Origin of the sequence: Plantibacter sp. MPB07, from assembly GCF_046619465.1 — a bacterium.
Taxonomy (GTDB): Bacteria; Actinomycetota; Actinomycetes; order Actinomycetales; family Microbacteriaceae; genus Plantibacter; species Plantibacter auratus.
Map to the genome: position 1 here is coordinate 3,064,574 of NZ_CP177043.1, position 24,869 is coordinate 3,089,442.

At 69.3% G+C, this 24,869-nt stretch carries 23 protein-coding genes; 18 read left to right on the forward strand and 5 right to left on the reverse strand.

The window, feature by feature from the left end:
• Positions 1 to 8 precede the first annotated feature (8 nt).
• The 5 genes from ACLIME_RS14180 to ACLIME_RS14200 all read left to right on the forward strand — a co-directional run bounded on the left by ACLIME_RS14180 (position 9) and on the right by ACLIME_RS14200 (position 5,344).
• Positions 9 to 1,400 (forward strand): MFS transporter, encoded by a 1,392-nt coding sequence (locus ACLIME_RS14180; protein ID WP_411557300.1) that lies wholly within the window; start codon positions 9 to 11, stop codon positions 1,398 to 1,400.
• Between the two features lie 30 nt (positions 1,401 to 1,430).
• Positions 1,431 to 2,672, forward strand: a complete 1,242-nt coding sequence (manD, locus tag ACLIME_RS14185) for a D-mannonate dehydratase ManD (protein ID WP_079704346.1) — start codon at positions 1,431 to 1,433, stop codon at positions 2,670 to 2,672.
• Between the two features lie 160 nt (positions 2,673 to 2,832).
• Complete coding sequence (locus ACLIME_RS14190) at positions 2,833 to 3,921, forward strand: hypothetical protein (RefSeq protein WP_411557301.1); 1,089 nt, start codon at positions 2,833 to 2,835, stop codon at positions 3,919 to 3,921.
• Positions 3,922 to 4,056: 135 nt separating this feature from the next.
• Positions 4,057 to 4,959: an EamA family transporter RarD gene (gene rarD, locus ACLIME_RS14195; RefSeq protein ID WP_411557302.1), complete on the forward strand. Its 903-nt coding sequence runs from the start codon at positions 4,057 to 4,059 to the stop codon at positions 4,957 to 4,959.
• A gap of 109 nt (positions 4,960 to 5,068) precedes the next feature.
• The gene (locus tag ACLIME_RS14200) at positions 5,069 to 5,344 is read left to right on the forward strand and encodes a hypothetical protein (protein WP_411557303.1); all 276 of its coding nucleotides are present in this window, start codon (positions 5,069 to 5,071) and stop codon (positions 5,342 to 5,344) included.
• A 19-nt stretch (positions 5,345 to 5,363) separates the two neighbouring features.
• Here the strand turns inward: ACLIME_RS14200 and ACLIME_RS14205 are convergent, their stop codons facing one another.
• Positions 5,364 to 6,386, reverse strand: coding sequence for a LacI family DNA-binding transcriptional regulator (locus ACLIME_RS14205; protein WP_411557304.1), 1,023 nt, complete (start codon positions 6,384 to 6,386; stop codon positions 5,364 to 5,366).
• Positions 6,387 to 6,537: 151 nt separating this feature from the next.
• Here ACLIME_RS14205 and ACLIME_RS14210 point away from each other — a divergent pair, with 151 nt between their 5' ends.
• The 5 genes from ACLIME_RS14210 to ACLIME_RS14230 all read left to right on the forward strand — a co-directional run bounded on the left by ACLIME_RS14210 (position 6,538) and on the right by ACLIME_RS14230 (position 13,865).
• Positions 6,538 to 8,547 (forward strand): beta-galactosidase, encoded by a 2,010-nt coding sequence (locus ACLIME_RS14210; RefSeq protein WP_411557305.1) that lies wholly within the window; start codon positions 6,538 to 6,540, stop codon positions 8,545 to 8,547.
• Entirely contained in the window at positions 8,544 to 9,488 is a 945-nt protein-coding gene (locus tag ACLIME_RS14215) for a carbohydrate ABC transporter permease (RefSeq protein ID WP_079704353.1), read from the forward strand. The genes ACLIME_RS14210 and ACLIME_RS14215 overlap by 4 nt, the downstream gene beginning before the upstream one ends.
• On the forward strand, positions 9,485 to 10,354 hold the full coding sequence (locus tag ACLIME_RS14220; RefSeq protein ID WP_079704354.1) for a carbohydrate ABC transporter permease: 870 nt from the start codon (positions 9,485 to 9,487) through the stop codon (positions 10,352 to 10,354). The genes ACLIME_RS14215 and ACLIME_RS14220 overlap by 4 nt, the downstream gene beginning before the upstream one ends.
• A gap of 78 nt (positions 10,355 to 10,432) precedes the next feature.
• Positions 10,433 to 11,755 carry an ABC transporter substrate-binding protein gene (locus tag ACLIME_RS14225; protein WP_159876557.1) on the forward strand — a complete coding sequence of 441 codons (1,323 nt, stop codon included), beginning with the start codon at positions 10,433 to 10,435 and terminating at the stop codon, positions 11,753 to 11,755.
• A gap of 7 nt (positions 11,756 to 11,762) precedes the next feature.
• On the forward strand, positions 11,763 to 13,865 hold the full coding sequence (locus ACLIME_RS14230; protein ID WP_411557306.1) for an alpha-galactosidase: 2,103 nt from the start codon (positions 11,763 to 11,765) through the stop codon (positions 13,863 to 13,865).
• Between the two features lie 85 nt (positions 13,866 to 13,950).
• Here the strand turns inward: ACLIME_RS14230 and ACLIME_RS14235 are convergent, their stop codons facing one another.
• From ACLIME_RS14235 to ACLIME_RS14245, 3 genes are all read right to left on the reverse strand, one after another.
• Positions 13,951 to 14,352 (reverse strand): peptidoglycan-binding domain-containing protein, encoded by a 402-nt coding sequence (locus ACLIME_RS14235; RefSeq protein WP_411557307.1) that lies wholly within the window; start codon positions 14,350 to 14,352, stop codon positions 13,951 to 13,953.
• A gap of 88 nt (positions 14,353 to 14,440) precedes the next feature.
• A complete protein-coding gene (locus ACLIME_RS14240; protein ID WP_411557308.1) occupies positions 14,441 to 14,881 on the reverse strand; it encodes a hypothetical protein in 441 nt (146 codons plus the stop codon).
• A 94-nt stretch (positions 14,882 to 14,975) separates the two neighbouring features.
• A complete protein-coding gene (locus tag ACLIME_RS14245; protein ID WP_411557309.1) occupies positions 14,976 to 15,515 on the reverse strand; it encodes a hypothetical protein in 540 nt (179 codons plus the stop codon).
• Positions 15,516 to 15,775: 260 nt separating this feature from the next.
• On the opposite strand from ACLIME_RS14245, the gene ACLIME_RS14250 reads away from it, so the two are divergent.
• The 5 genes from ACLIME_RS14250 to ACLIME_RS14270 all read left to right on the forward strand — a co-directional run bounded on the left by ACLIME_RS14250 (position 15,776) and on the right by ACLIME_RS14270 (position 21,919).
• Positions 15,776 to 16,636, forward strand: a complete 861-nt coding sequence (locus ACLIME_RS14250) for a carbohydrate ABC transporter permease (RefSeq protein WP_411557310.1) — start codon at positions 15,776 to 15,778, stop codon at positions 16,634 to 16,636.
• Positions 16,633 to 17,571 (forward strand): carbohydrate ABC transporter permease, encoded by a 939-nt coding sequence (locus tag ACLIME_RS14255; RefSeq protein ID WP_411557311.1) that lies wholly within the window; start codon positions 16,633 to 16,635, stop codon positions 17,569 to 17,571. The genes ACLIME_RS14250 and ACLIME_RS14255 overlap by 4 nt, the downstream gene beginning before the upstream one ends.
• Positions 17,572 to 17,666: 95 nt before the next feature.
• Positions 17,667 to 19,001 (forward strand): ABC transporter substrate-binding protein, encoded by a 1,335-nt coding sequence (locus tag ACLIME_RS14260; protein ID WP_411557312.1) that lies wholly within the window; start codon positions 17,667 to 17,669, stop codon positions 18,999 to 19,001.
• 46 nt (positions 19,002 to 19,047) lie between these two features.
• On the forward strand, positions 19,048 to 20,952 hold the full coding sequence (locus ACLIME_RS14265) for a BNR-4 repeat-containing protein (RefSeq protein ID WP_411557313.1): 1,905 nt from the start codon (positions 19,048 to 19,050) through the stop codon (positions 20,950 to 20,952).
• Between the two features lie 73 nt (positions 20,953 to 21,025).
• Entirely contained in the window at positions 21,026 to 21,919 is an 894-nt protein-coding gene (locus tag ACLIME_RS14270; protein ID WP_124767869.1) for a LacI family DNA-binding transcriptional regulator, read from the forward strand.
• Positions 21,920 to 21,980: 61 nt separating this feature from the next.
• On the opposite strand, the gene ACLIME_RS14275 is transcribed toward ACLIME_RS14270, so the two are convergent.
• Positions 21,981 to 22,808: a DeoR/GlpR family DNA-binding transcription regulator gene (locus ACLIME_RS14275; RefSeq protein WP_079704363.1), complete on the reverse strand. Its 828-nt coding sequence runs from the start codon at positions 22,806 to 22,808 to the stop codon at positions 21,981 to 21,983.
• A gap of 95 nt (positions 22,809 to 22,903) precedes the next feature.
• On the opposite strand from ACLIME_RS14275, the gene ACLIME_RS14280 reads away from it, so the two are divergent.
• Genes ACLIME_RS14280 through ACLIME_RS14290 form a run of 3 tightly spaced genes read left to right on the forward strand, consistent with a single transcriptional unit; the run spans position 22,904 to position 24,857 of the window.
• A complete protein-coding gene (locus ACLIME_RS14280; protein WP_411557314.1) occupies positions 22,904 to 23,902 on the forward strand; it encodes an acetylxylan esterase in 999 nt (332 codons plus the stop codon).
• Between the two features lie 12 nt (positions 23,903 to 23,914).
• Positions 23,915 to 24,436, forward strand: a complete 522-nt coding sequence (locus ACLIME_RS14285; protein WP_411557315.1) for a GNAT family N-acetyltransferase — start codon at positions 23,915 to 23,917, stop codon at positions 24,434 to 24,436.
• A gap of 1 nt (position 24,437) precedes the next feature.
• Entirely contained in the window at positions 24,438 to 24,857 is a 420-nt protein-coding gene (locus ACLIME_RS14290; RefSeq protein WP_411557316.1) for a hypothetical protein, read from the forward strand.
• The last annotated feature ends 12 nt before the right edge of the window (positions 24,858 to 24,869 follow it).

A 24,869-nucleotide genomic window follows, 5' to 3' on the forward strand; every position in this document is an offset into this window, starting at 1 on the left:
AGTACCTCATGTCAGAACCCAAGTCGTCCGTCGCCACCGGCGACCCCACCGCGAACCGATCCGTCCGCGACCTCGTCCGGGCCGCCATCTCCGGGTGGCTCGGCACCGCGCTCGAGTTCATGGACTACCAGCTCTACTCGCTGGCCGCCGCGCTCGTGTTCGCCGACCTCTTCTTCTCCAACGAGGACCCGGCCATGGCCGTCGTCGCCGCGATGGCGACGTACGGGGTCGGCTACGTCGCCCGTCCGGTCGGCGCGTTCTTCTTCGCCCGGCTCGGCGACAAGACCGGCCGGACCAAGGTCCTCTTCTACACGATCCTGCTCATGGGGTTGTCGACGACGCTCATCGGATTCCTGCCGACCTACTCGCAGGTGGGCCTCCTCGCGCCGATCCTGCTGGTCCTCCTGCGGATCGCGCAGGGCTTCGGAGCCGGTGCTGAGATCTCGGGCGCCGGCGTCATGCTCGCCGAGTACGCCCCGGCCAAGCGACGCGGCATCATCGCGTCGCTCGTGGCGCTCGGGACCAACTGCGGCACCCTGCTCGCCTCCGCGCTGTGGGCCGGTCTGCTCCTGGCGTTCAGCGAGGACGAGGTCATCGCCTGGGCCTGGCGCATCCCCTTCATCGGCAGCGTCGTGATCATGCTCTTCGCGGTCTGGGTCCGCTTCAACCTCAAGGAGAGCCCGGTCTTCGAGGAGCGCGACGACGTCGTCGACGGCAAGGCGCTCACCAAGCAGGAGACCATCGCCCTCGCGACCGAGACCGGCAACCTCCGCACCCTCGAGGCCATGAACCGCAAGCCGATCAAGGCGTTCAGCATCGCGCTCCTGCTGCGGTTCGGTCAGGCCGGCAACTCGGGACTCGTCCAGACGTACCTCATCAGCTACATCACCGTCGTCCTGCTGCTGGACCGGTCGATCGGGGTCAACGCCGTCATCGTCTCCTCGCTCGTCGCCTTCATCACCGTGCCGCTCTCCGGCTGGCTCGGTGACCGGTACGGACGGAAGCGCATGTACATGGTGTGGGCGATCATCGCGCTCATCGTCATCGTCCCGACCATGCTCATGATCCACAGCAAGGACACCGTCCAGGTGTTCGTCGGCTACGTCGTCCTGCACAACCTGGCCGTGATGAGCTTCGCGTCGCTCGAGAACCTGACCCTGCCGGAGCTCTTCGGCGCGCGGAACCGCTACACCTACACCGCGATGGCCCGGGAGATCGCCGCGATCGTCGCGACCGGCGCTGGCCCCGTCATCGCCGCCGCCTGGGTGTCCGCCGCCACCGGCTCCTTCATCCCGATCATCATCATGCTCGGCGTCTTCACCCTCTGCGCCCTGGTCGCGTCCATCTGGATGCCCGAGGTCGCCGGTCGGGACCTCACCGACCCGCGCGACGCCATCTGACCGGCACCCGACCTCCTCGAAAGGAACCTCATGAGCATCGAACGCGCGGACGTCATCGTGACGAGTCCCGGCCGGAACTTCGTCACCCTGAAGATCACCACCAGCGATGGCGTCGTGGGCTGGGGCGACGCGACCCTCAACGGGCGCGAACTCGCCGTCGCTTCGTACCTCGGCGACCACGTCGCGTCGATGCTGATCGGTCGCGACGAGGACCGCATCGAGGACACCTGGCAGTACCTGTACCGCGGACCGTACTGGCGGCGCGGCCCCGTCACGATGGCGGCCATCGCCGCGGTGGACATGGCGCTCTGGGACATCAAGGCCAAGAAGGCCGGGGTGCCGTTGTACCAGCTACTCGGCGGCGCGAGTCGATCGGGGATCCGGGCGTACGCCCACGCCTCGGGGACGGACTACCAGGCGCTCGCCAACGCGATCACCGGGTACCAGGAGCTCGGGTTCACCGCGGTGCGCGTCCAGACCGGTGTGCCGGGGCTCGGGCAGGTCTACGGGGTGTCCGCCTCGGGGCCCGGCGTCCGCTACGACTACGAGCCGGCGAAGCGCGCGGCGGACGGCTCGGCAGCCACGGCACCGACCGAGGAGTCCTGGGACACCGCCGGCTACCTCGCGCACATGCCGGGCGTCTTCGAACGGATCCGCGAGGACTTCGGGACGGGCCTCCGGATCCTGCATGACGGCCACCACCGCATGTCGCCGATCGAGGCTGCCCGGTTCGCGAAGGACATCGAGCCGTACAAGCTCTTCTGGCTCGAGGACTGCACACCGGGGGAGGACCAGACCGCCCTGCGACTCGTCCGCCAGCACTCGACCACGCCGCTGGCCATCGGCGAGGTCTTCAACTCGGTGTACGACTACCAGACCCTCATCACCGAGCGCCTCATCGACTACGTCCGCTCGGCGGTGACGCACACCGGTGGCATCACGGCGATGAAGAAACTGCTCGACTTCGCGGCGATCTACGGGATCCGTTCCGGCATCCACGGCCCCACCGACATCTCGCCCATCGGGATGGCCGCAGCGCTGCACCTCGACCTCGCGATCCACAACTTCGGGATCCAGGAGTACATGCCGCACAACGAGCAGACCCTCGAGGTGTTCCAGACCTCCTTCACCTTCGACGACGGCTTCCTGCACCCCGGCGAGCAGCCCGGCCTCGGCGTCGAACTCGACGAGGACGCGGCCGCCGCATTCGAGTACACGAAGGCGTACCTGCCGGTGAACCGGCTGACGGACGGCACCGTCCACGACTGGTGAGCGGCGGCGGTGGCATCTGGTGCTCCGCGGCTGTGAGGTGAGATGATGCGGTGCTGCCTCGAACGCGTGCGGTCCTCCGCCACGTCCGTCCCGATGCGCGAGGCGCTGCGGGTTCCGGGACGGCAGCTCCTCCCTGCGACCCGGAATCGAAGGATGCCCGGTGCACGAGGACCCGACCGTCGGCGCGGCCGACACCGCTGAACCAGTCACCCGAGGCGGCAGCGTCGCCCCCGTCGTTTCGCCGTCGCACCGACTGCGTCCGGTCGCGTTCGGCGGTGTCATCGCCGCCACGGTCGTCGTCGCCGCGGCCTGGGTGGCCGGCGCGTCGGTGTCGCTGACGGCTGCCACGGCACCGTCGGTGATGCTGCAGCCGTATCTCGACGCACTGGAGGACGGGCACCTCGAACGGGCGGTCGCGATGGACGGGACCGCTGCCGCCGCCGCCCAACTCGGCTACAGCGCCGACCTCCTGACCGATGAGCGGTACGCGCTCGCGACCGACCGCCCGACGGCTTATCGCGTCGGCGCGACCCGGACCGAGAACGGGGTCGCCACGGTCGACGTCGCGTTCGAGCGCGGCGGTGAACGACAGACCACGGCGTTCACGCTGCGCTCACAGCCGTCCGGCTTCCTGTGGTTCAGCGCGTGGCGCATCGAACCGGCGAGCCTGCCGACCATCACGGTGCCCACGGTCAGGTTCGGTGCGCTGGACCTCTCCGTCGGAGGCGAGCACGTGGGCACAGTGGATGAGACGACGGTCTACGTCGTCGGACCGGGGAAGTACGACATCGCGGCCGACTCGACCACCGGCTTCTTCGACTTCGAGGTGCCCAGCGTGGAGGCCGAATGGGACGGCAGGCCGACGGCGTATCTGTACCCGACACTGACGGCGCTCGGGCAGGAGGGGGCGACCGCTGCGGTCCACGCGTACGTGGACGCCTGCATCGCATCGACGTCCTATGAACCCGAGGGCTGCTCCATCGCGATCGACAATTCGGAGGGCGACGAGATGTCGGGCGTCACCTGGGCGTTGACCCGTGGTCCCGAGTTCGAGTTCTCGGAGTACTCAGCGACGGCGGGGTTCCTCGTGACCACCACCCGCCGGGGCAGTGCCGACTTCCTCGCCGCGTTCGCCTCGGCCTCGGGCGAATACGGCATCGTGACCGCGGAGGACTGCGAGGTGTGGGTGGACGGTGCCGTCGTGTTGTCGACCGACGGCACGTGGACCTTCGACCCGTACACCTGGTGAGCGTGGGCGATGTCATGCACCAGATGAGGGGTGGGGACGCATGAAGTACGTTCCAGCGTTCGGCCTGAAGGCGCAGGTGTTCATGCTCTGTGTGGCGCGAGCTGAGCTGCCCGCGCGACGATAGGGTGAGGACCCGTGACGGCCGCCCTTCCCCCTGAGCATCGCGAGACGACGCCCCGCGGGGTCCTCGTCTCCGTCGTCGCCTCATTCTTGTTCGCGGCGCTGTTCTTCCTGCCACCGCTACTGGAGCCGTTCGGAGCGAACGAGATCTTCGCCTGGCGCGTGATCGCGACGGTGCCGGTGCTCGCGACGCTCATCGTCGTGTTCGGGTGGTGGCGGGACGTCCGCGACATCGCGGTCCGTCTCGCGCGTCGTCCGCTCCTCGTCCTCGTGGTCGTGGTCGACGGGCTCCTGTTGTCACTGCAGCTGTGGCTCTTCGGTTGGGCACCGCAGACGGGGCACGGGCTCGAACTCGCGCTCGGCTACCTCCTGATGCCGCTGGCGATGGTCGTGGTCGGCGTCGTCCTGCATCGCGAGCGACTCGCACGGCTCCGGATCGCTGCGGTCGCCGCAGCCGCCATCGGCGTCACCGCCGCGATCGTCGTGGCCGGTGGGTTGTCCTGGGCGACCATCGCGGTCGCCGTCGGCTACCCGGTGTACTTCGCGATCCGGCGCCGAGCCGGGCTCGACTCGATCGGTGCGTTCTGCTTCGAGCTGGCGGTCCTCGTCCCCGTCGCAATCGTGCTGGCGCTGCAACCGTCCTCACTCGCCATCCTGGCGGCGCACCCACAGCTGGGTTGGGGGATCGTGCTCCTCGGGGTGATCGGTGGCGTCGCCCTCGTGCTGTACCTCGTCGCGAGTCGCCTGCTGTCCTTCGGCGTCTTCGGACTGCTCAGCTACCTGGAACCGGTGCTGCTGGTCCTCGTTGCGGTCCTCCTCCTCGGCGAATCACTGACGCTCGCCGACGGGTTCGTCTACGGCCCGATCGTGGTCGCCCTCGTGCTGCTCGGGCTCGAGACCGTGCGCCGCCCGCGCTGACCGCCTTCCCCAGCACGGCGCGTTGCCGCGAACCTGTGAAGTCAAGCCTCGAGACGCGTTCCGCGAGCGCGCCTAGCCTGATGGAATGGTCACGAAGCATGCTCCAGCAGTGTCGCTCGAGCCGTCCTTTCCCTCTCAGCACGATGTGTCTCCAGCGCGAGACTCGTCCGAACGGCACCACGTCGTCCCGATCGGTGCCCGGCAATGGCGGATTTCGAACGACGCCGATCCCTCCTCACCCGAATGCTGTCTCGCGTACGTCGAGGCACAGGACGCCGGTTACGACGTGCTCATCGTCGCGCCCAGCCCGCCTGAATGGCTGCACGTGGACACCTTCGACGAGGCAAAGCGTGCCGCGATCCGACGGCCGTCACCGCAGCTCTGAGTCGCTCCAACGAATGGGTTCAGACGCTCCCGCGACGCACGATCGACGTGGGGACGAACGAGCCGACCGGCGATATCTTCTCGCCCCGGAGCTGGGCGAGGAGCACTTCCGCCGCGCGCTGACCGACGGCCGCCGCCGGCTGGTGGACGGTGGTGAGCGGCGGGTGGCAACGGAGCGCCCACGCCGAGTCGTCGAAGCCGACGACCGACACGTCCTCCGGCACACTCCGCCCTGCCGCTCGGAGGGCTTCGAGCGCTCCGGCCGCGACGGCGTCCGAAGCCGCGAACACCCCGTCGACGGCCGGCTCCCGACGCAGCAGCTCCGACATGCCGGCGAAGCCGTCCTGGTGCGAGTAGAGCGGGACCTCCACGACGAGTCGGTCGTCGAAGCGGTCGCCGAGCGCATCGCGGAATCCGGCGAGTCGGTCGGAGCCGGAATCCCGGTCGAGGGCCGCCGCGATCATGCCGATGTGCCGTCGGCCGGCGCCGATCAGCTCACCGGTGATGTCGACCGATGCCGACCGGTTGTCGATCCCGACGAAGGGGAGCTCACGGAGGTCGGGCGGGTGGCCGACGAAGGTCGCCGGGAGGCCGAGGCGCTCGATGACACGCGTGATCGGGTCGTTCTGGCGCGCGGACACCATGATCACCCCGTCGACGAAGCCGCCCGAGAGGTACCGGGTGATGCGGTCGGTGTCGCGCTCGGAGTCGACGACCAGACAGACGAGCTGGTGGTCGGCCTGTGACAGGGCCTCGTTCGCCCCGAGCAGGATGTTGCCGATGTTGGGGTCGTCGACGAACAGGCTGTGCGGCTCGTGGACGACGAACCCGACGGCCTGGGTGCGCTGCATGACGAGGTTCCGGGCGGCCGTGTTCGGCACGTAGCCGACCTTCTCGATGGCGGCCTCGATCGCCTCGCGCGCTTCAGCGGACACGTAGCGCTCGCCGTTGACGACCCTGCTGACCGTACCCCGGGAGACGCCGGCTTCGACGGCGACATCGTGCACCGTCGCTCGTTTGCGTCGGGTCGGCGGAGGGGTCACGGCTCCACCCTAGCGCCGGTCCGGGCGGCCCTCGGCGGGCTCCGTGTTGACAGATTCAGAAACGCACGCCTACTCTGTGTACGTTCACAGACTCTCAACGTGGAGTTGTCGCTCTTCGATCTGTGCACGTTCACAGATTGCGGAAGGCACCATGAGCACGACCCCCACGTTCAGCCACGACGGCATCGCCTACGGCTGCGACTACAACCCCGAGCAGTGGGATCGGTCCGTCTGGCGCGAAGACGTCGCGCTCATGCAGGAGGCGGGCGTCGACCTCGTCGCCCTCAACATCTTCGGCTGGTCGCACCTCGAGCCGCGGCCGGGGGAGTTCGACTTCGCCGGGCTCGACGAGATCCTCGACCTGCTCCACGAGGCCGGCATCCGGGTCAACCTCGGGACCGGCACCGCATCGGCCCCACCGTGGCTGACGTTCCGGCACCCGGAGATCCTCCCCGGGACCGAGGACGGGACGACGCGCTTCCCCGGCGGTCGCCAGGCCTGGTGCCCGTCGTCTGCGGTCTTCCGCCGCTACGCCCTCGAACTCGTCGAGCGCGTCGCCGTCCGTTACGGCGCGCACCCCGCCGTCGCGCTCTGGCACGTGTCGAACGAACTCGGCTGCCACAACGCGCTCTGCTACGACGACGAGAGTGCCGAGGCCTTCCGGTGCTGGCTCCGCGCCCGCTACGAGACGATCGAGCGTCTGAACACCGCGTGGGGCACGTCGTTCTGGAGTCAGCAGTACAGCGACTTCGCCGAGATCCTCCCGCCGCGCCTGACCCTGTCGAGCCGGAACCCGAGCCAGGTCATCGACTTCCACCGCTTCTCCTCCGACGAGCTCCTCGGCTACTACCGGGCCGAGCTCGAGGTCCTGCGCCGCCACAGCTCGGTGCCCGTCACGACCAACTTCATGGTCACCGCGCACATCCGGAACCTCGACTACTGGCAGTGGGCGCCCGAGATGGACGTCGTCGCCAACGACCACTACCTCGACAACCGCCTCGCGGACCCCACGGCCGAACTCGCGTTCGCGAGTGACCTCACGCGCGGTCTCGCCGGGGGCGGCGCGTGGTTGCTCATGGAGCAGTCCACCGGTGCGGTCAACTGGCAGCCGCAGAACCTCGCGAAGGCACCGGGCGAGATGACCCGGAATTCCCTCACGCACGTCGCGAAGGGCGCGGAGGCGATCTGCTTCTTCCAGTGGCGCGCGTCGCTGCAGGGCTCGGAGAAGTTCCACTCGGCCCTCCTGCCGCACGCGGGCACCGACTCCGACGTGTGGCGCGAGGTCGTCGAGCTGGGCGGCACACTCGACCGACTCGACGAGATCACCGGTACGCGCGTCCAGGCCGACGTGGCGCTCCTCTTCTCCTGGGAGAACTGGTGGGCCGCCGACGGCGAGAGCCGCCCGACCCACGCGATCGACCACCTCTCGCAGGTCCACGCGGTCCACGCGTCGCTGCGTCGTCTGGGTCACACCGTCGACGTCGTGCGTCCGGGCGCCGACCTCTCCGCCTACCGGCTCGTCGTCGTCCCGAACCTGTACCTGGTGCGCGACAGCGAGGCCGCGGTCGTCTCGGACTTCGTCGCAGCCGGTGGGCACGCCGTCGTCACGTTCTTCAGCGGCATCGCCGACGAGGAGGACCGGGTCCGCCCCGGCGGCTACCCCGGTGCGTTCCGCGAGCTGCTCGGCGTCAACGTCGAGGAGTTCGCCCCCGTCCTCCCCGGCCAGGTGCTGACGCTCGCGTCGGGCCGGACCGCGACGGCATGGTCCGAGCGGACCCGCGCCCGCGGAGCCGACGTCGTCGACTCCTTCGCCGACGGCCCGTCGGCCGGTCGCCCGGCCATCACGCGCAACCGCATCGCGGGTGGCGGCGACGCCTGGTACCTCGCGACGAACCTGGACGCCGGCGCACTCGACGAGGTGCTCCGCGACGCAGCCGCGGGGGCCGGGGCGCTGCCACAGGGTGATCCGGACCAGCCGGGCCTCGAGGTCGTCCGCCGCGCCGATGAGGGACGGAGCTACCTCTTCCTCATCAACCACTCGACGAACGACGTCGAGCTGCCGGCCAGCGGGCGCGAGCTCGTCACCGGCGAACCCGTCGACTCCATCGCACGCGTGCCAGCCGGCGCCGTGCGCGTCATCAGAGAGGACCGCACGCGATGAGCGTCAACATCGAGACGGCCGAGGCGACGTCGCCACGGCCCGTCCGCCCGCCGAGGGCGGCCAAGCTGCCGAAGGCGGTGGTGCAGCACAAGCGGGCGATCGCCATCTTCATCGTCCCGTTCGCCGTGCTGTTCGCGCTGTTCTACCTCGTGCCGATCGGGTACGCGGTCTACCAGTCGCTGCTCGTGATCGAGCGTGACGGCACCTTCGGTCAGGCCCGGGAGGTGTTCGGCGGACTGGCGCAGTACGTGCAGGTCTTCCAGAACGGCCCGTTCTGGCAGTCCGTCGGACGGGTGCTCCTGTTCGGCGTCGTCCAGGTGCCGGTGATGCTCGGGCTCGCGCTCCTCTTCGCACTGCTGCTCGACTCGCCGCTCCTGCGGGGCAAACGGTTCTTCCGCCTCGCGTTCTTCGTCCCGTACGCGGTGCCCGGCGTGATCGCCGCCATCATGTGGGGCTTCCTCTACTCGCCGAACCTGTCGCCGTTCACCGCGGTCACGCAGAGCGTGGACTTCCTCTCGGCCGATCTCGTGCTCTGGGCCATCGCGAACGTCGTCACCTGGGTGTTCGTCGGCTACAACATGCTCATCATCTACTCCTCGTTGCTCTCCATCCCCACCGAGATCTACGAGGCCGCCCGGCTCGACGGCGCCGGTCAGGCGCGCATCGCCTGGTCGATCAAGATCCCGCTCGTGATGCCGGCGATCGTACTCACGGCGATCTTCTCGATCATCGGCACGCTGCAGCTCCTCGCCGAGCCGCAGGTGTTCCGCACCTTCAGCTCGGCCGTCAGCAGCACCTTCACCCCGAACCTCACCGTCTACACCACCTCGTCCATCCCGAACGTGAACCTCGCAGCCGCCTTCTCGGTCGTGCTCGCGTTGGCGACCTTCGTCCTCTCCTTCGGGTTCTTGAAGTTCACGCAGCGAAAGGAAGGCAAATGACCGCCATCCTGTCCACCGGCCGCGGCCCGCAGGAGAGCCGCCTGTCGCGCGCCGGCGCGCTCATCGTGATGCTCGTCTTCACGCTCTACTTCCTCATCCCCATCTGGTGGCTGTTCATCGCCTCGACGAAGTCGTCAGCGCAGTTCGGCAACTCGGCTCCGCTCTGGTTCGCGGACTTCAACCTGTTCGAGAACATCGGCCAGCTCGTCGCCTACCGCGACGGCGTCTACCTCAAGTGGATGCTGAACTCGGTGCTCTACGCCGGCCTCGGCGCACTGCTCGGCACGCTCTTCGCAGCGATGTGCGGCTACGCCCTCGCGAAGTACCGGTTCCCGGGACGCGACCTGATCTTCAACGTCGTCCTCGGCGGTGTGCTCGTACCCGCGACCGCGCTCGCGCTCCCGCTGTTCCTCATCTTCAGCCAGGTGGGCCTCACGAACACGTTCTGGGCGGTCTTCCTGCCTTCGCTGGTGAGCCCCTTCGGTGTCTACCTGACGCGGATCTTCGCGGCGTCGAGCGTGCCCGAGGAACTCCTCGAGGCCTCGCGTCTCGACGGCGCCGGTGAGATCCGGACCTTCTTCACCATCTCCGTGCGACTCATGTTCCCGGCGCTCGTCACCGTGTTCCTCTTCCAGTTCGTCGCCATCTGGAACAACTTCTTCCTGCCGCTCATCATGCTGCGCGACGAAGCCCTGTTCCCGGTCACCCTCGGGCTCTACTCCTGGAACTCGCAGGTCAACCAGATCCCCGAACTGCGCCTCTACGTCCTCGTCGGCGCATTCCTGTCGATCATCCCGCTCGTCATCACCTTCCTCCTGCTCCAGCGGTTCTGGCGCTCCGGCCTCGGTGCCGGCGCCGTGAAGTAGTCGGACCGACGAGCAGACACTCCTCTCCATCCCGCACCAACACCCATCCCGCACCATTCACAGAAGAACGGATTCGCTATGAACCTCAAGAGAACAGCGGTCGCCGCAGCGGTGCTGTCGGCCGTCGTCCTGAGCGGCTGCTCCTCCACCGGGTCGGAGGGCGGCAGTGCTGCTGCCTCCTGCGCCCCGGCCGAGGGCAAGGTCGACCTCAGCTTCACCTCCTGGATCCCCGGCATCGAAGAGGTCGTCGACGTCTGGAACAAGGAGAACCCCGACATCCAGGTCAAGGTCCAGACCGGCCCGAACGGCAACAGCGGTACGTACCAGAACTTCTTCAACCAGCTGAAGGCCGGCAACGCCCCCGACCTCGGCCAGATCGAGTACGACGCCCTGCCGAACTTCCGCGTGCAGAACGGCCTCATGGACCTCGGTGCGTGCGACGACGTCATGGCCGCCAAGGACGACTTCGTCGACTGGACCTGGGGTCAGGTCTCGCTCGGTGAGTCCGACTCGGTCTACGCCGTCCCGCAGGACTCCGGCCCGATGGCCATGTTCTACCGCGCCGACCTGTTCGAGCAGAACGGGATCGCCATCCCGACGACGTGGGCCGAGTACAAGGAGGCCGCCAAGAAGGTCCGCGCCACCGGTGCGTACATCACGAACTTCTCGCAGGGCGACATCAACCAGTTCGCCGGCTTCGTCTGGCAGGCCGGCGGCAGCTGGTTCAACAACGACGGCTCCGACTGGACCGTCGACCTGACCGACCCCGCCTCCAAGAAGGTCGCCGACTACTGGCAGGACCTGATCGACGAGGACCTCGTCTCGACCGTCCCCACCTGGACGACCGAGTGGGACAACGCCTACAACTCCAGCGCCGCCTGGACCTGGAACTCCGCCGTCTGGGGCGCGAACTCCATCGCGTCGGGTGCTCCCGACACCGCCGGCAAGTGGGCCGTCGCGAAGGCTCCGCAGTGGGAGGCCGGCGACTCCGCGGCCGGCAACTGGGGCGGTTCCTCGACCGCCGTCTTCACCGGTTCCAAGCACCCCTATGAGGCGTCGAAGTTCGCGCTGTGGCTGAACACCTCCGATGAGGCGCTCACCATGCTCAACAAGAGCGCCAACATCTACCCGGCGACGAAGGAGGGCCTGAACCTGCCCGTCCTCAAGGAGGGCGTCGACTTCTACGGCGGACAGCCGATCTACGATGTCTTCGCAGAGGCTTCCTCCGAGGTGTCTGAGGACTTCGCCTGGGGCCCGACGATGACGCAGACGTACAACGACGTGTCCGACGGCTTCAAGGCTGCGGTCTCCGGTGACGGAACCCTGCTCGACGCCCTCACCAAGGGCCAGTCCGCGACGATCGACGCCCTGAAGGCGCAGTCCATCCCCGTCAAGGAGTAACAGAACAGTGATCCACCACCTTCGTGCCGCGGGCGTCAGCCTGATCGTCGACGCCCGCGGCACGAAGGTGCCCACCATCCTCCACTGGGGAGCCGATGTCGGCGAACTCGCCGCCGACTCCCTCATCGCCCTCGCCCACGGGCTGACGCCGGCGATCCCGCCCTCCTCCATCGACGCCCCGCCGCGCCTCAGCCTCCTGCCCACCGTGTTCGACGGTTGGAGCGGCCGCCCGGGTGTCGGCGTGCACCGGCCGGGCGGAACCGATGCGTCGAACCTGCTCGCGCTGCGGCTGATCGACCACCAGGCCACCGACACCTCGCTGGTCCTGACGACGTCCGACGAGCGTGCCGCGGTGGCGATCGTCTCGACGATCGAGTTGACCCCCCAGGGCGTGCTCCGCGTCCGGCACACCGTGCGGAACGACGCCCAGGTCGACCGACCGCTCGCCGTCGACGCCCTCGCCGTCGTGCTCCCGGTCCCCGACCGCGCCACCGAACTCCTCGACTTCACCGGTCTCTGGACGCACGAGCGCACGCCGCAGCGCCACCGGCTCGGGCAGGGCGCTTGGACACGCGAGCACCGTCACGGACGTCCCGGTCACGACGACGCGTTCCTCACTGTCACGGGCGCACCAGGCTTCGACTTCCGCAGCGGCGAGGTGTGGGCGACGCACCTCGCGTGGAGCGGCGACAAGGTGATCTGGAGCGAGCGCTCGCCACTCGGTCCCGTGGTCACCGGCTCCGGTGAACTCCTCGCGCCCGGCGAGGTCACGCTGGAGCCGGGGGAGACCTACGAGTCGCCGTGGACGGTCGCCGTCTACTCCGACGCGGGTCTCGACGGCGTCTCCGCGCGACTGCACCCCTGGATCCGCTCGTGGAGCACGATCACGAAGCCCCGCCCGGTGGTGCTGAACACCTGGGAGGCCGTGTACTTCGACCACGACCTGCCGACACTGCTCACCCTCGTCGAGCAGGCGAAGCGCGTCGGCGTCGAGCGGTTCGTCCTGGACGACGGCTGGTTCACCGGCCGCACGGACGACCGCCGTGCGCTGGGCGACTGGTTCGTCGACCCGGAACGCTGGGCGGGCGGGTTGTCGCCACTCATCGACGCGGTGACCGGTGCCGGCATGGACTTCGGGCTGTGGGTCGAGCCGGAGATGGTGAACCCCGACTCGGAGCTCGCGCGCACGCATCCCGATTGGGTCCTCGGGCGTCCGGACGCTCCGACCTGGCGCTTCCAACGCGTGCTCGACCTGGACAACCCGGACGCGTTCGCCTACCTCCTCGGCCGACTCGACGCGTTGCTGACCGAGTACGACATCGCGTTCCTCAAGTGGGACCACAACCGCGACCTCCTCGGCGGCTCGGCGCACCGGCAGACGACGGCGCTCTACCGACTGCTCGACGAGGTGCGTGCCCTGCATCCCGGTGTCGACATCGAGTCGTGCGCGTCAGGTGGCGCGAGGATCGACCTCGGCATCCTCGAACGGGTCGAGCGGGTGTGGACGAGCGACACGAACGACCCGCTCGAGCGGCAGTCGATCCAGCGCTATACGGGGCTCGTGATCCCACCGGAGTATCTCGGCGGTCACCTCGGTGCGGCGCGCTCGCACACCACCTGGCGCACCTCGGACCTCGCGTTCCGCCTGGCCACAGCCCTCTTCGGGAGCGCCGGCATCGAGTGGAACCTCAACGAGGCGAGCGAGTCGGAACTCGAGCTGATCGCGGCATGGATCGCGCACTACAAACGCCTCCGCTCGCTGCTGCACGCGGGCGAGGTCGTCCGCATGGACAGCGCCGACCCGGCACTGCATGCGCACGGGGTGATCGCCCAGGACCGCTCGTCCGCGATCGTCGCGCAGGTGGCGCTCGCCGCACCGCTGACGGCGATCCCCGCGCCACTTCGCGTGCCCGGCCTCGATCCCGAGCGTCGCTATCGGGTCCGCCCGCTCGACCTCGGCGCGCCCGCCCGGTCGATCCAGGACGTGCCGCCGGTGTGGCTGACCGAGGGCTCGGTCGTGCTCACCGGCCGCGCGCTGGCCGAGGTCGGGATCGCGATGCCGCTCCTCGCTCCCGAGCAGGCGCAGCTCTTCACCCTCGACATGGAGTGACCGCCGCGTTCGTCCGCCCGTTCCCGAGCGAACGAGAACTCCCTCGCCCGAACACGGGCGAGGGAGTGTCGTCGTGCGGGTCCGGTCAGATGTTGCAGCCGGAGGCGCGAGCCGCGTCGTACGGGTACCACGAGATCGGGCCGGGGCCCATCTGCGGCCCGCAGAGGATGTTCCAGGTCTCGGCGCCCACGACGCCATCGACCTGCATGCCCCAGTACGTCTGGAAGGCCACGACGGCCGCCCGGGTCTGCTCGCCGAACTGACCGTCGACCTCCAGCTGGGGGCCGCCGACCTTGAAGGCGTTGAGCAGGGTCTGGATGTTGGCGACGCAACTCCCGTCGCCACCGGCGGAGTACTGGTAGTCGACGCACTGGCCGGCGGCTTGGGCCGGTGCGGCGGTCGCCACGCCGCCGACGGAGCCGGCGATGGCAAGGCCGAGGGCGGCCCCCGCGAGGGCGATCCTGCTGCGCATCGTTCGTGTGGTCATGATGTTCCTCTGGTTCGACTGCTCGGACATCACGAGCGTAGGTCGAGCGTCTCGAGCGGTGAATGGGGAGTGGTGCCCATGCCGAGGTTCAGTCCGCGAGGAGATCAGGCGGGGTGACGACCAAGCAGAGGACGCCCCAGAACATCGCGCCGAACACCGAGAGGACGACCGGCAGCGCGACCAGGTCGGCTCCCGTGCCGGCCAGCCGGGTGAACTCCACCGACCACATCCAGACGACGAGACCCAGCACGGCTGCTCCTCCAGCGAGTGCTCGCTGCACCCGACGGTTCGCCTGCCACGACTCGCGGAGCCCGGCGATGCCGAGGACCGCGGCGACCACGGACAGCGCGAGCGGGACCGTGACCACGAGCCAGGTCGGCGCGGTGCCGTCGACCACTCCGCTCCGGTCGACGTGGACGTCGAGCGTCGGGGGTGCGGTCGGGAGCACGGTCCAAGCAGCGACGATCCCAGCTGCCAGCGGGAGGCACATCATCCCGGCCGAGACGACTTCGCGGACCATCCTGCTCATCGGTTCCCCCCAGCGCCTCCGGTGTGTCCGTTCGTTCGCCCATCTTCGGGCGAATGTTTGTTCGTTCGCCCAAACATGGGCGAACGACGCGCGGTCAGTCGATGCCGATGTCCTCGCCGACGACGGTGATCTGGGCCGGGACGGTCCAGGGGTGGTCGCCGACGGGTGCGAGACGGACGAGCTCGGTGACCCTGGGCGCGGGCGCCCCCGCGGAACCGATGAGCCAGCCGCCCACGAGGAAGGTGGTGCCGGGGACTGACCAGACGGCGATGCCGGTCACTCCGAAGTCGCCGTAAGCGCCATCGGAGAACCGCACCGTGACGAGGTCGCCGTGTGAGAGCTCGGCGAGCTGCGCGACGACGGCGCCGGGGTCGGGGTCGACGGGGTCGAGCTCAGGGATCGACTCGAGCACCTGCAGCGGCTTCGTCGGCTTGCCGTTCTGATCGAGTGCCGTGCCGGCCAGGAGGAGTCCGCCGATGATCGGCGAGCGGCGGGACCGGCCGACGAGGTCGAACACGCCGTAGCGGGGCATGCTCAGACGCGCTTGCAGTGAAGCGGCGTCCTCGGCCGACTCGATGGCAGCCGTGAGGCCTTTGATGTCGCGACGGGCAGGAGCGCTGAGGTCGTAGTTCACCCATCAACTCTCCCATGTCCACTCCGGCAGCGGACGGACGCTCTAAAGAGACAGTTTCAATCAAGTATGAACAGTCCGTTATGGAACCGTGACCACCGCGCGTTGACCTGTCAGGCGGACACCGGGCATGCTGAACAACACTTGGCCGCTGATAAGAGCGCCGCCGCCCCAGGAAGCCCCGCATGCAGCGGAATGCTCCTCACAAGGATGTGAGTATGACGACTTCACAGTTAGATACAGTTTCGAACAAACCAAAGCGGATGCCGGACGGGATGTTCGCGTTCGTCCTCGTCCTCCCGGGGCTCGCGCTCCTGGTGGCGGTCGTCGCCTATCCGCTGCTGACCGCGCTCGTCACGGCGTTCTTCAAGCAGAGCCTGGTCGTCCCCGGACGCGAGTTCGTCGGACTCCAGAACATCATCGACGTGCTCCAGGGTGACTTCCTCAAGCTGCTCGGGCAGACCATGGTCTTCACCCTCGGGACGACCATCGCCCCCTTCGTCATCGGCTTCGCGCTCGCCCTCGCACTCAACACGCGCATCCGCGGTGCCAAGATGCTGCGCGGACTCATGCTGATCCCGTGGCTCGTTCCGGGTGTCGTCGTGTCGTTCCTCTGGATGTGGATCTTCAACGCGAACTACGGAGTGGCGAACGCCGTCCTCGGTCTGTTCGGAATCGAGGCGCAGGCGTGGCTGGCACAACCGCAGACGGCCATGTTCGCGGTGATCGTGGCGAAGACCTGGCAGTCCTTCCCCTGGATCATGGTCATGCTGCTCGCCGGCCTGCAGACCGTGCCACAGGAACTCCATGAGGCGGCCGAGATGGACGGCGCCGGGACCATTCGACGCTTCTTCTCGATCACGGTCCCGCAGCTGAAGGGCATCATCGGCCTCGTCCTGCTGCTCGAGTTCATCTGGAACTTCCAGCACTTCGACATCATCTACGTCCTGACGGGCGGCGGTCCGGCTGGGAGCACCCAGACCTTCGCCACCGCCGTGTACGAGACCGCCTTCCGCGGGTTCGACCTCGGCCACGCGGGCGCCCTCGGGCTGCTCTGGCTCATCCTCTTGATGGCGCTCGTCGTCGTCTACGTCCGATTCTCGGAGAAAGGCGAGCAGAAATGAGCGTCTCCACCGCACCCCGTGCGCCGCAGGACACCACGCCGGACCCGCAGCCCCCGTTCGCAGCCACCGAGATCGGCACGCTCCGGCGTCGTCCGTCGCTCTTCCGATCCGAGAGCCGGGCGGTGCGGATCAGCGCCTGGGTCGCGGTGATCGTCTGCGGCGGCTTCGGGCTGCTGCCGGTCTACTGGTTGCTGGCGACCTCGCTGACCCCACGGGCCCAGGTCTTCTCGTACCCACCGAAGCTCTTCCCCACGGAGATCAGCTTCGAGGCCTACACCGCCCTCGCATCGAACCCGGACCTGTTCGGCTACCTGCGGAACAGCATCATCGTGTCCGTCATCACCGCCCTGCTGTCCGTGATCGTCTCGGCCTACATGGGGTACTCGTTCTCGAAGTTCCGCTACCGCGGCCGCCGATCCCTCATGTACTTCGTGCTCGCCTCGCAGATGTTCCCGCAGGCGTTGCTGCTGATCACCCTGTACTCGGTGTTCAGCGCCTACGGACTCCTGAACACCTATGCGGCGCTGGTGCTCTCGTTCACGACGTTCACCCTGCCGCTGTGCGTCTGGATGCTGAAGGGGTTCTTCGACACGATCCCGGACGAACTCATCGAGGCGGCTCGCGTCGACGGGGCGTCCCGACTGCGGATCATCCACTCCATCGTGCTGCCGCTGTCCGCACCCGGCCTGGTCGCCGCGGGCCTGTTCGCCTTCGTCCGCGGGTGGAACGACTTCATCTTCGCGCTCACCCTGGCGGGTCCCGACAAGCAGACGCTCCCGCCCGGCCTCGTGAACACCTTCGTCGGCGAGGCCGCCACGGCCTGGCCCGAGCTCATGGCCGCATCGCTCGTCGTCTCCCTACCCGTGGCGATCGCGTTCATGGCCCTGCAGCGTCACCTCGTCGGCGGACTGACCGCCGGTGCCGTGAAGGGCTGAGCGCAGCACCCCGAACCGGCCCGCCGCCGGGCCTCCCCACAATCCGTTCCACCAACCCAGACACGTCCCACCAGGATCACGCTCGAGGAGGAGCCATGTCCCACACCACCCCGTCCTTCGCCACCGCCGCACAGCAGACCGTCATCACCCGCCGCCGCGCCCTGCAGTTCCTCGGCATCGGCGTCGCCGCGGCCACCCTCGCAGGGTGCGCCCCGACCGGAGCCGCCCCAGGAGCCGGCTCCATCCCGAAGGCGACCGCCGGCGGCACCGCGACCGACTTCGACTTCGCGAGCTGGTCGCTCACCGAGAAGGCTTCGGCACCCGCCATCCAGAGCCTCCTGCAGAAGTACGAGGGCAAGGCCAAGATCGACGTCGGCGAGGTCTCCTTCCCCTACAACGAGTACATCAACCAGCTCATGCTGCAGGTCCGTGGCGGGCAGTTCTCCGGCGTCGCCCACGTCGACGTCGCTTGGCTCGGCTCACTGGCGAGCCTCGGCAAGCTGCAGGACGTGTCCGGGTTGACCGAAGGACGTGGCTACACGAAGGCGGGACTCACGGCCGCGTCGTTCGACGGCGTGCAGTACGGCCTCCCGTGGACGATCGGCGCGATCGGCCTCGTCACCAATCAGGCGATCCTCGAGCAGGCCGGCATCGGCGAGTTCCCCACGACGATCGACGAGTTCGAGGGCTCGCTCAAGCAGCTCAAGGGCCTCGGCAACGGCATGATCCCCTACGCGGCGTCGACGAAGGCCGCGCAGCTGAAGGACATCCTCATCTGGATGCAGACCTTCGGCAGCCCGCTGGTCGACGGGGACACCGTGACGATCGGCGACGACGCGAGCATCGAGGCGGTCACCTGGTACAAGAGCCTGTACGACCAGGGTCTCATCGCAGCAGACGTCGACCGCTTCGACGCCCGCTCGCTGTTCGCGCAGGGACGCACCGCGATCTACGACGACGCGATCGTCGGACGGAGCGCCGTGACCGGCGAATCGCCCGACCCCGACTTCGCGAGCAAGCTGCAGCCGGTCTCCCGGCCGGTCCTCAAGCAGGGTGACACGCCGCGTGCGCTCGTGTGGGGCGGGGCGCTCGCCGTCGTCGACGGTCCGGCCGCCGGCACCGCAGCGGACTTCGCCCAGTGGGTGACGTCCGACCCGGAGACCGTGCTCGAGGACTTCGCCGCCCGTGGTCTGCCGCCGGCGACCGAGGACGCGCTCAACTCCGACGCCGTGAAGAACGACTCGTTCGCCACGAACTTCAGCGACCGCATCACCAAGACGAGCTCGACCAACCCGTTCTGGAAGTTCGTCCAGTACTCGCAGATCGAGACGAAGATCGCGGAGAAGGTGCAGGCGGTCCTCGTCGGCCAGGAGCAACCGGCCGAAGCCATGAAGGCCGCCGGGGCGGCCGCGCAGAAGCTCGTCGGCTGAGCCGCGGATCGACGATCGGACGACTGTGACCGGCACCGGGGGAACCATGCGACGCAGCCCATCGAACACCGTCCGCGCGCTCGCCGCGGCCGCGCTCACGGTCCTCGCGCTGGGGGTGACGGCGCCGGCGGTCGCCGCCCCCGGAGGACCGGTGCGGAGCGACGAGGGCGGGAGTGCGGTGACCGACACGGTCGAGACCGTGCCCGTCACCGTCGACACGTCGAACCAGGCCGGCTGGTGGCGACCGCTCGACGTCGTCGACGGTGTCTCCTACTTCGCCTTCAACGCGCCGGCGTCCACCGCGTCCAAGCACGAGGTCCACCTGGCCTCGCGGGGCGCGGACGGGACGTGGACCGAAGGGTGCCTGCGCTCGACGGCCGGCGGCGCCTGCGTGACCTTCACCGACGACAACGGCCATAACCAGCCGTCGATCGTGGTCGACGGCGCGGGCACCATCCACGCCTTCGTGTCGATGCACAACGAGCAGTGGAACGTGTTCCGATCCAGTGCACCCGGCGACGTCACCTCGCTCGTCGAGGCGACGTCGTCCATGCCGGACCTCGACGCGGCGATCACCTATCCGGTGACGGCGCGCGGCCCGGACGGCGACGCCTGGGTGCTCGTGCGCGTCGGGACGGACACGCAGGGGCGGCGGGAGGGTCGGCTCTACCGGTACGACCTCGACAGCGGTGTCTGGGAACGTGAGGCGGTGGTCGCCGCGGCGACCGGCTACTCCTTCTACCCCGACGACCTCGAGGTCGACGCCGACGGCCGCGTCCACGTGCTGTGGGAATGGGGCCCATTCCCGGCGGACCCGGCGCGGCACCTCGGCTCGTACGCGACGTACGACCCGTCCGACGGTTCCTTCGCCGACGTCGCGGGGACCGCGCTCACCGGACCGATCACCCCGACCACCCCGGGATCCGTCGTCTGGCGCCCCTTCGGTGCCGGTGAGGCCATCGGCAGCTACACGCCGGCGCTGCAGACCGCGAAGCTCGCCCTCGACGGCACGGAGCTCGCGGGGATCGTCTACCGGTTCGTCGAAGCCGATCAGACCGCGTACGACGTGCGATACACCTCGTGGGACGGCGGCGCCTGGAGCGACGAGTCGCTCGTCGACGCCTCCGTGCTCGGTTCGGGCGTCTCGACGGTCGCCGGCATCGATGCGACGAGCGCCGGTGGTGTCGACCGCGTGTACGCGGTCCTCGCCGTGCAGGTGTGCGGCGAGAACCGCAGCCAGGTGGTCCGACTCGAGCGCGGGGGAGCCGGCTCGGGCTGGGCGGCTCGTGCGGTGGGTGATCCGGCGTCCGGCCCGCAGCGGCTGCGAGCGGAGACCGCGAGCGGGACCGACGTCCTCTATCTGACGGCGCCGGTCAGCGAGACCACCCGCGGGACCCTGCGTTGGGCCTCGATCCCCCGCGGCACGTCCGCGGAGACCGGTGGCACGACGCTCGCGGACATCGTGTCCGGGCTCCGAGGCGAGCTCGGCGGGACGAACGTGGCGCTCGGAGCCACCGTGACGGCCTCCTCCGCGCTCCGCGCCGACACCGGCGGGGCGCTCGCCGTCGACGGCGTGTGCACGGACGCGAGTCGCTGGATCTCCGCGGTCGGCGACACTGCACCCACGATCACGGCCGCCTGGCAGACCCCGACGGCGCTCGCCGAGGTCAGGGTCAAGAGCGGCTACGCCGGGGGAGCCTCGACCGATTCGGTGCTCCGTGACTTCACGATCGAGGTCCGGACGGGCGGTGCCTGGGTCGAGGTCGGACGGTTCGACGACAACACCGCAGGCACCGTCACCGCGCCCGTGGACGGACTCGTCGTCGACGCGGTGCGCCTCCTCATCACCGACCCGTCCGCCTCGGCGACCGACGTCGCGCGGGTCTTCGAGATCGAGGCGATCGCGGCACCGGCCACCGAATCCGCGAGGAACGATGATGTCCCGGGATAGCGTTGTGCTCAGTCGGGACCGCAACGGTCCCGAGCGGCCGGGATCCACCCGGCCAGCAGTGAGGAGCAGCACCATGTCGGACGCCGCCTTCGGCTCTCAGCGGTCGGCACCGGTACCGCGCCGTTCGCGCACGGGCATGGTGGCGCTCGCCGTCCCGAACCTCGACGAACCGTACTTCGCGGAGCTCACGACGCTCCTCGTCCGTGGTGCCGACGAGCGTGGACTGTCGATCCTCATCCAGCACACGGAGGGCGACCACGACCGCGAGGTCGACATCGCCAACGGGGTGGGTCTGCCGCTCACGGACGGACTCATCCACATCCCCCGCTCGCTGACGGTCGGCGACCTCACGCGGCGGACCTCCCCGGGGCCCCTGGTACTCCTCGGCGAGCACATCCAGGTCAGCCCGTTCACGCACATCTCGATCGACAACCGGGCGGCCGCCGACGCCGCGACGACGCACCTCGCCGAGGCCGGCTGCTCCCGTATCGCGTTCATCGGGCCCAGGGACGAACGTCCGTCCGACGCGGCGGATCAGCGGTACGCCGGGTATCGGGACGTGGTCGCGCGGCTCGAGCTCGCGCAGGAGCCGTCGCTGATCGGGCACGTCGACGCGTTCACCCCCGAGGAGGGACGCCGCGTGATGCGTCGGATGACCGCCGAGGGCGTCGAGCTCGACGGCGTCGTCTGCTCCAACGACTCGATCGCCTTCGGCGTGCTCGCGGCCCTCCACGAAGCCGGCCGGCGGGTGCCCGAGGAGGTCGCGGTGATCGGCATCGACGATGTCCACGCCGCCCAGTTCTCGACCCCGTCGCTCACGACGGTCGCTCCCGACTACGACGCGATCGTGCGCGCGGCCTTCACCGAGCTCGAACGCCAGATCGCCGCCCCGCCCGGAGCCGACACCCCGGTCCGGCACGTGGTCGTCGACGCACGGATCGTCGTGCGGGACAGCACGGCACGCTGAGGTCCATGAGCGGGACGACAGGCCGGCGCTCCGCCGTGGCGGGGTGCTGGAGGTGTCGCGGTCAGGCGTCCATGCGGTCGTCGTCGGCGGAAGCGGAAGCGGAGGCGACCGGCGCGAGCCAGACCTCGCCGAACTGCGCGCGGAGCGTGGTCTCGACGTCCTCGGCCACGTCGTCGTCCATCACGAGGTGGTCCACCTCGCGGAGGTCGACGATCGTCGTCAGTCCGACGGCGCCCCACTTCGAGTGGTCGGCGAGGACCACGGAGCGACGCCCGGCGCCGACGAACGCCCGGTTGGTCTCGGCCTCGAGGAGGTTCGAGGTCGTCAGCCCCGCCTGCAGGTCGATCCCGCGGACGCCGAGGAAGACGACGTCGCAGTGCAGGGACTCGATCGCGCGCACGGCGACCGGGCCGACCAGGGCGTCCGAGGGGGTACGGACGCCGCCGGTCAGCACGACCGTCTGGGTGTACGGCTCGTCGGCGCGGTCGGGCCGCGCGAACACGTCGGCCACCGGGAGGGAGTTCGTGACGATGGTGAGCTCCGGGATGGCTCGCAGCTCCTGCGCGAGGGCCCAGGTGGTGGTCCCGCCGGACAGGCCGACCGACATGCCGGGCTCCACGAGGATGGCCGCGCGACGGGCGATGGCGCGCTTCTCGGCGAGCAGTCGGCGTGCCTGGTTGGGGAAGCCCAGCTCGGCGCGGTCGGGCAGTCTGGGCGTGGTGGCGCCGCCACGGACACGGTCGACGAGGCCCTCCGTCGCGAGTTGCTCGATGTCGCGTCGCACGGTCATCTCGCTGACGCCGAGTGCGGTCGCGAGGTCGACGACGCTCGCCGCACCGTTGCGGCGCACCTCCGACATGATCTGCGATCTGCGTTCCGCACCGAGCACAGCGTCCTCCTTCGACCCGGTTGCCAGTCTGGCACGCGCGCACGGCGAACCTCGGCACCGGCGATCCACGACGACGAGACGGAGGCGGACAACGCATGCGTGAGGTACGACATCGGGACTGGTTCGGCGACGAGGTGCGCGACGGCACCTACGGCTACGACCTCGAGGGGCTCCTGGCGGTCGAACCGGTCGTGCCGCCGGCCGGATTCGAGGAGCTGTGGCGCGGGTGGTACGCGGCGGCACGCGAGGTCTCCCCGGATCCGGTCCTTGCCTCGATCGGCCAGCAGGGTGCGCACGAGGTCTTCGTCGTCGAGCACACGGTGGCCGACGGCCTCCGCCTGCGCGGATGGCTCGCGACGCCGGCGGACGGGCAGGCGCGATTCGGGATGGTGCACGGGCACGGCTACGGCGGACGGGACGCACCGGATTGGTCCCGCGTCCCGGATGACGCCGCCGTCATCTTCCCGATCGCCCGCGGTCAGGGCGTCTTCAACACCGGACTCGGGGCACCGACGCCGGAGGACGGACACGTCCTGTTCGGCATCGACAGCGTCGAGCGGTACGCGCTCGGCCGCTGTGCCGTCGACCTCTGGCATGCGGCGTCGGCGCTGCTCGACGTCGTCGGACCGCTCCCGCTCTACCTGGTCGGTGAGAGCTTCGGCGGTGGGATCGGCGCGCTCGCCCTCCCGTGGGACGACCGCTTCGTCGGAGCGACGCTCGTGGTGCCGAGCTTCGGTCAGTACGACGTGCGCCTGCGCCTGCCGTGCGAGGGAAGCGGGGAGCGGGTGCGACACCACGTCGCCGAGCACCCCGAGGCGCGCGAGGTCCTGCGGTTCTTCGACGCGTCGACGGCCGCGGGGTTCGTCCACGTGCCGGTGCGGGTGGAGGCCGCGCTCTGGGACGGACACGTGCCACCACCCGGGCAGTTCGCCGTCGCCAACGCGCTCGAGGACCTCGAGCTGAGTGTCCTCCCCGCCGGGCACACCGAGTACCCGGGGCTCGAAGCCGTGCTGGAGGAGTCGTACGCGGCGACGAGGGCGCATGCACTCCGGTCGGTCGCGCGGGCGGTGGACGGATCGACGATCGAGAGGTGAGAGGGTGGACGGATGATCGCTGCGCTCACGCTCCCCGCCACCCTCACCACGCCAGGACAGGAGCTACTGCTGCGCCGGGCCACCCTCGCCGACCTCGATGCGCTGATGGCGCTCCTCGCAGACGACCCGATCAGCGCGTCCCGTGGTGACCAGGCCCAGGAGAGCGACCTCCCCGCCTACGAGCGTGCGCTCGCGGACCTCATCGACGACCCGGCGAACGAGATCCTGCTGGTCGTCGACGCGGTGGACGCCGTCGTCGCCACCATGCAGCTGACGCGGATCCCCGGGATGGCCCGGCGCGGCTCCACCCGACTGCTCGTCGAAGCCGTGCGGGTCTCCTCCGCGCTGCGATCCGGCGGTGTTGGAACAGCCATGATGCGCTGGGTGACGGACGTCGCCGCTCCGGCGACCGGTTCGTCGATCGTGCAGTTGACCTCCGACGAGGCCCGGGTCGACGCCCACCGCTTCTACGAACGCCTCGGCTTCGTCGGCTCGCACCGCGGCTTCAAGTACGCCGTGACGGCCGTGAGCTGACATGGAGTTCGTCCGCACATTCGCCCGCTGGCTTCTCGGAGCGGCCCTCGTCTTCGCCGGTGTCGGTCACCTCACCTTCGCGCGGCAGTCGTTCGTCGCCCAGGTGCCGCAGTGGTTGCCCCTGCCGGTCGACGTGGTCGTCGTTGCGTCGGGAGTCGTCGAGATCCTGCTCGGCCTCTCGCTGATCCTGCTCGCCCGGTACCGCGTCGCCGTCGGCTGGATCGTCGCCGCCTTCTTCGTCGCCGTCTTCCCCGGCAACCTCGAGCAGTTCGTCCGCGGAACCGACGCCTTCGGGTTGGACAGCGACATCGCCCGTGCCGTCCGCCTGGTCTTCCAGCCCGTCCTCGTCCTCTGGGCCCTGTGGTCCACCGGTGCCTGGCGCGCGTGGCGGTCGCGGCGCCGCCGGAACACGACGCGCTGAGCGCGATCGCTA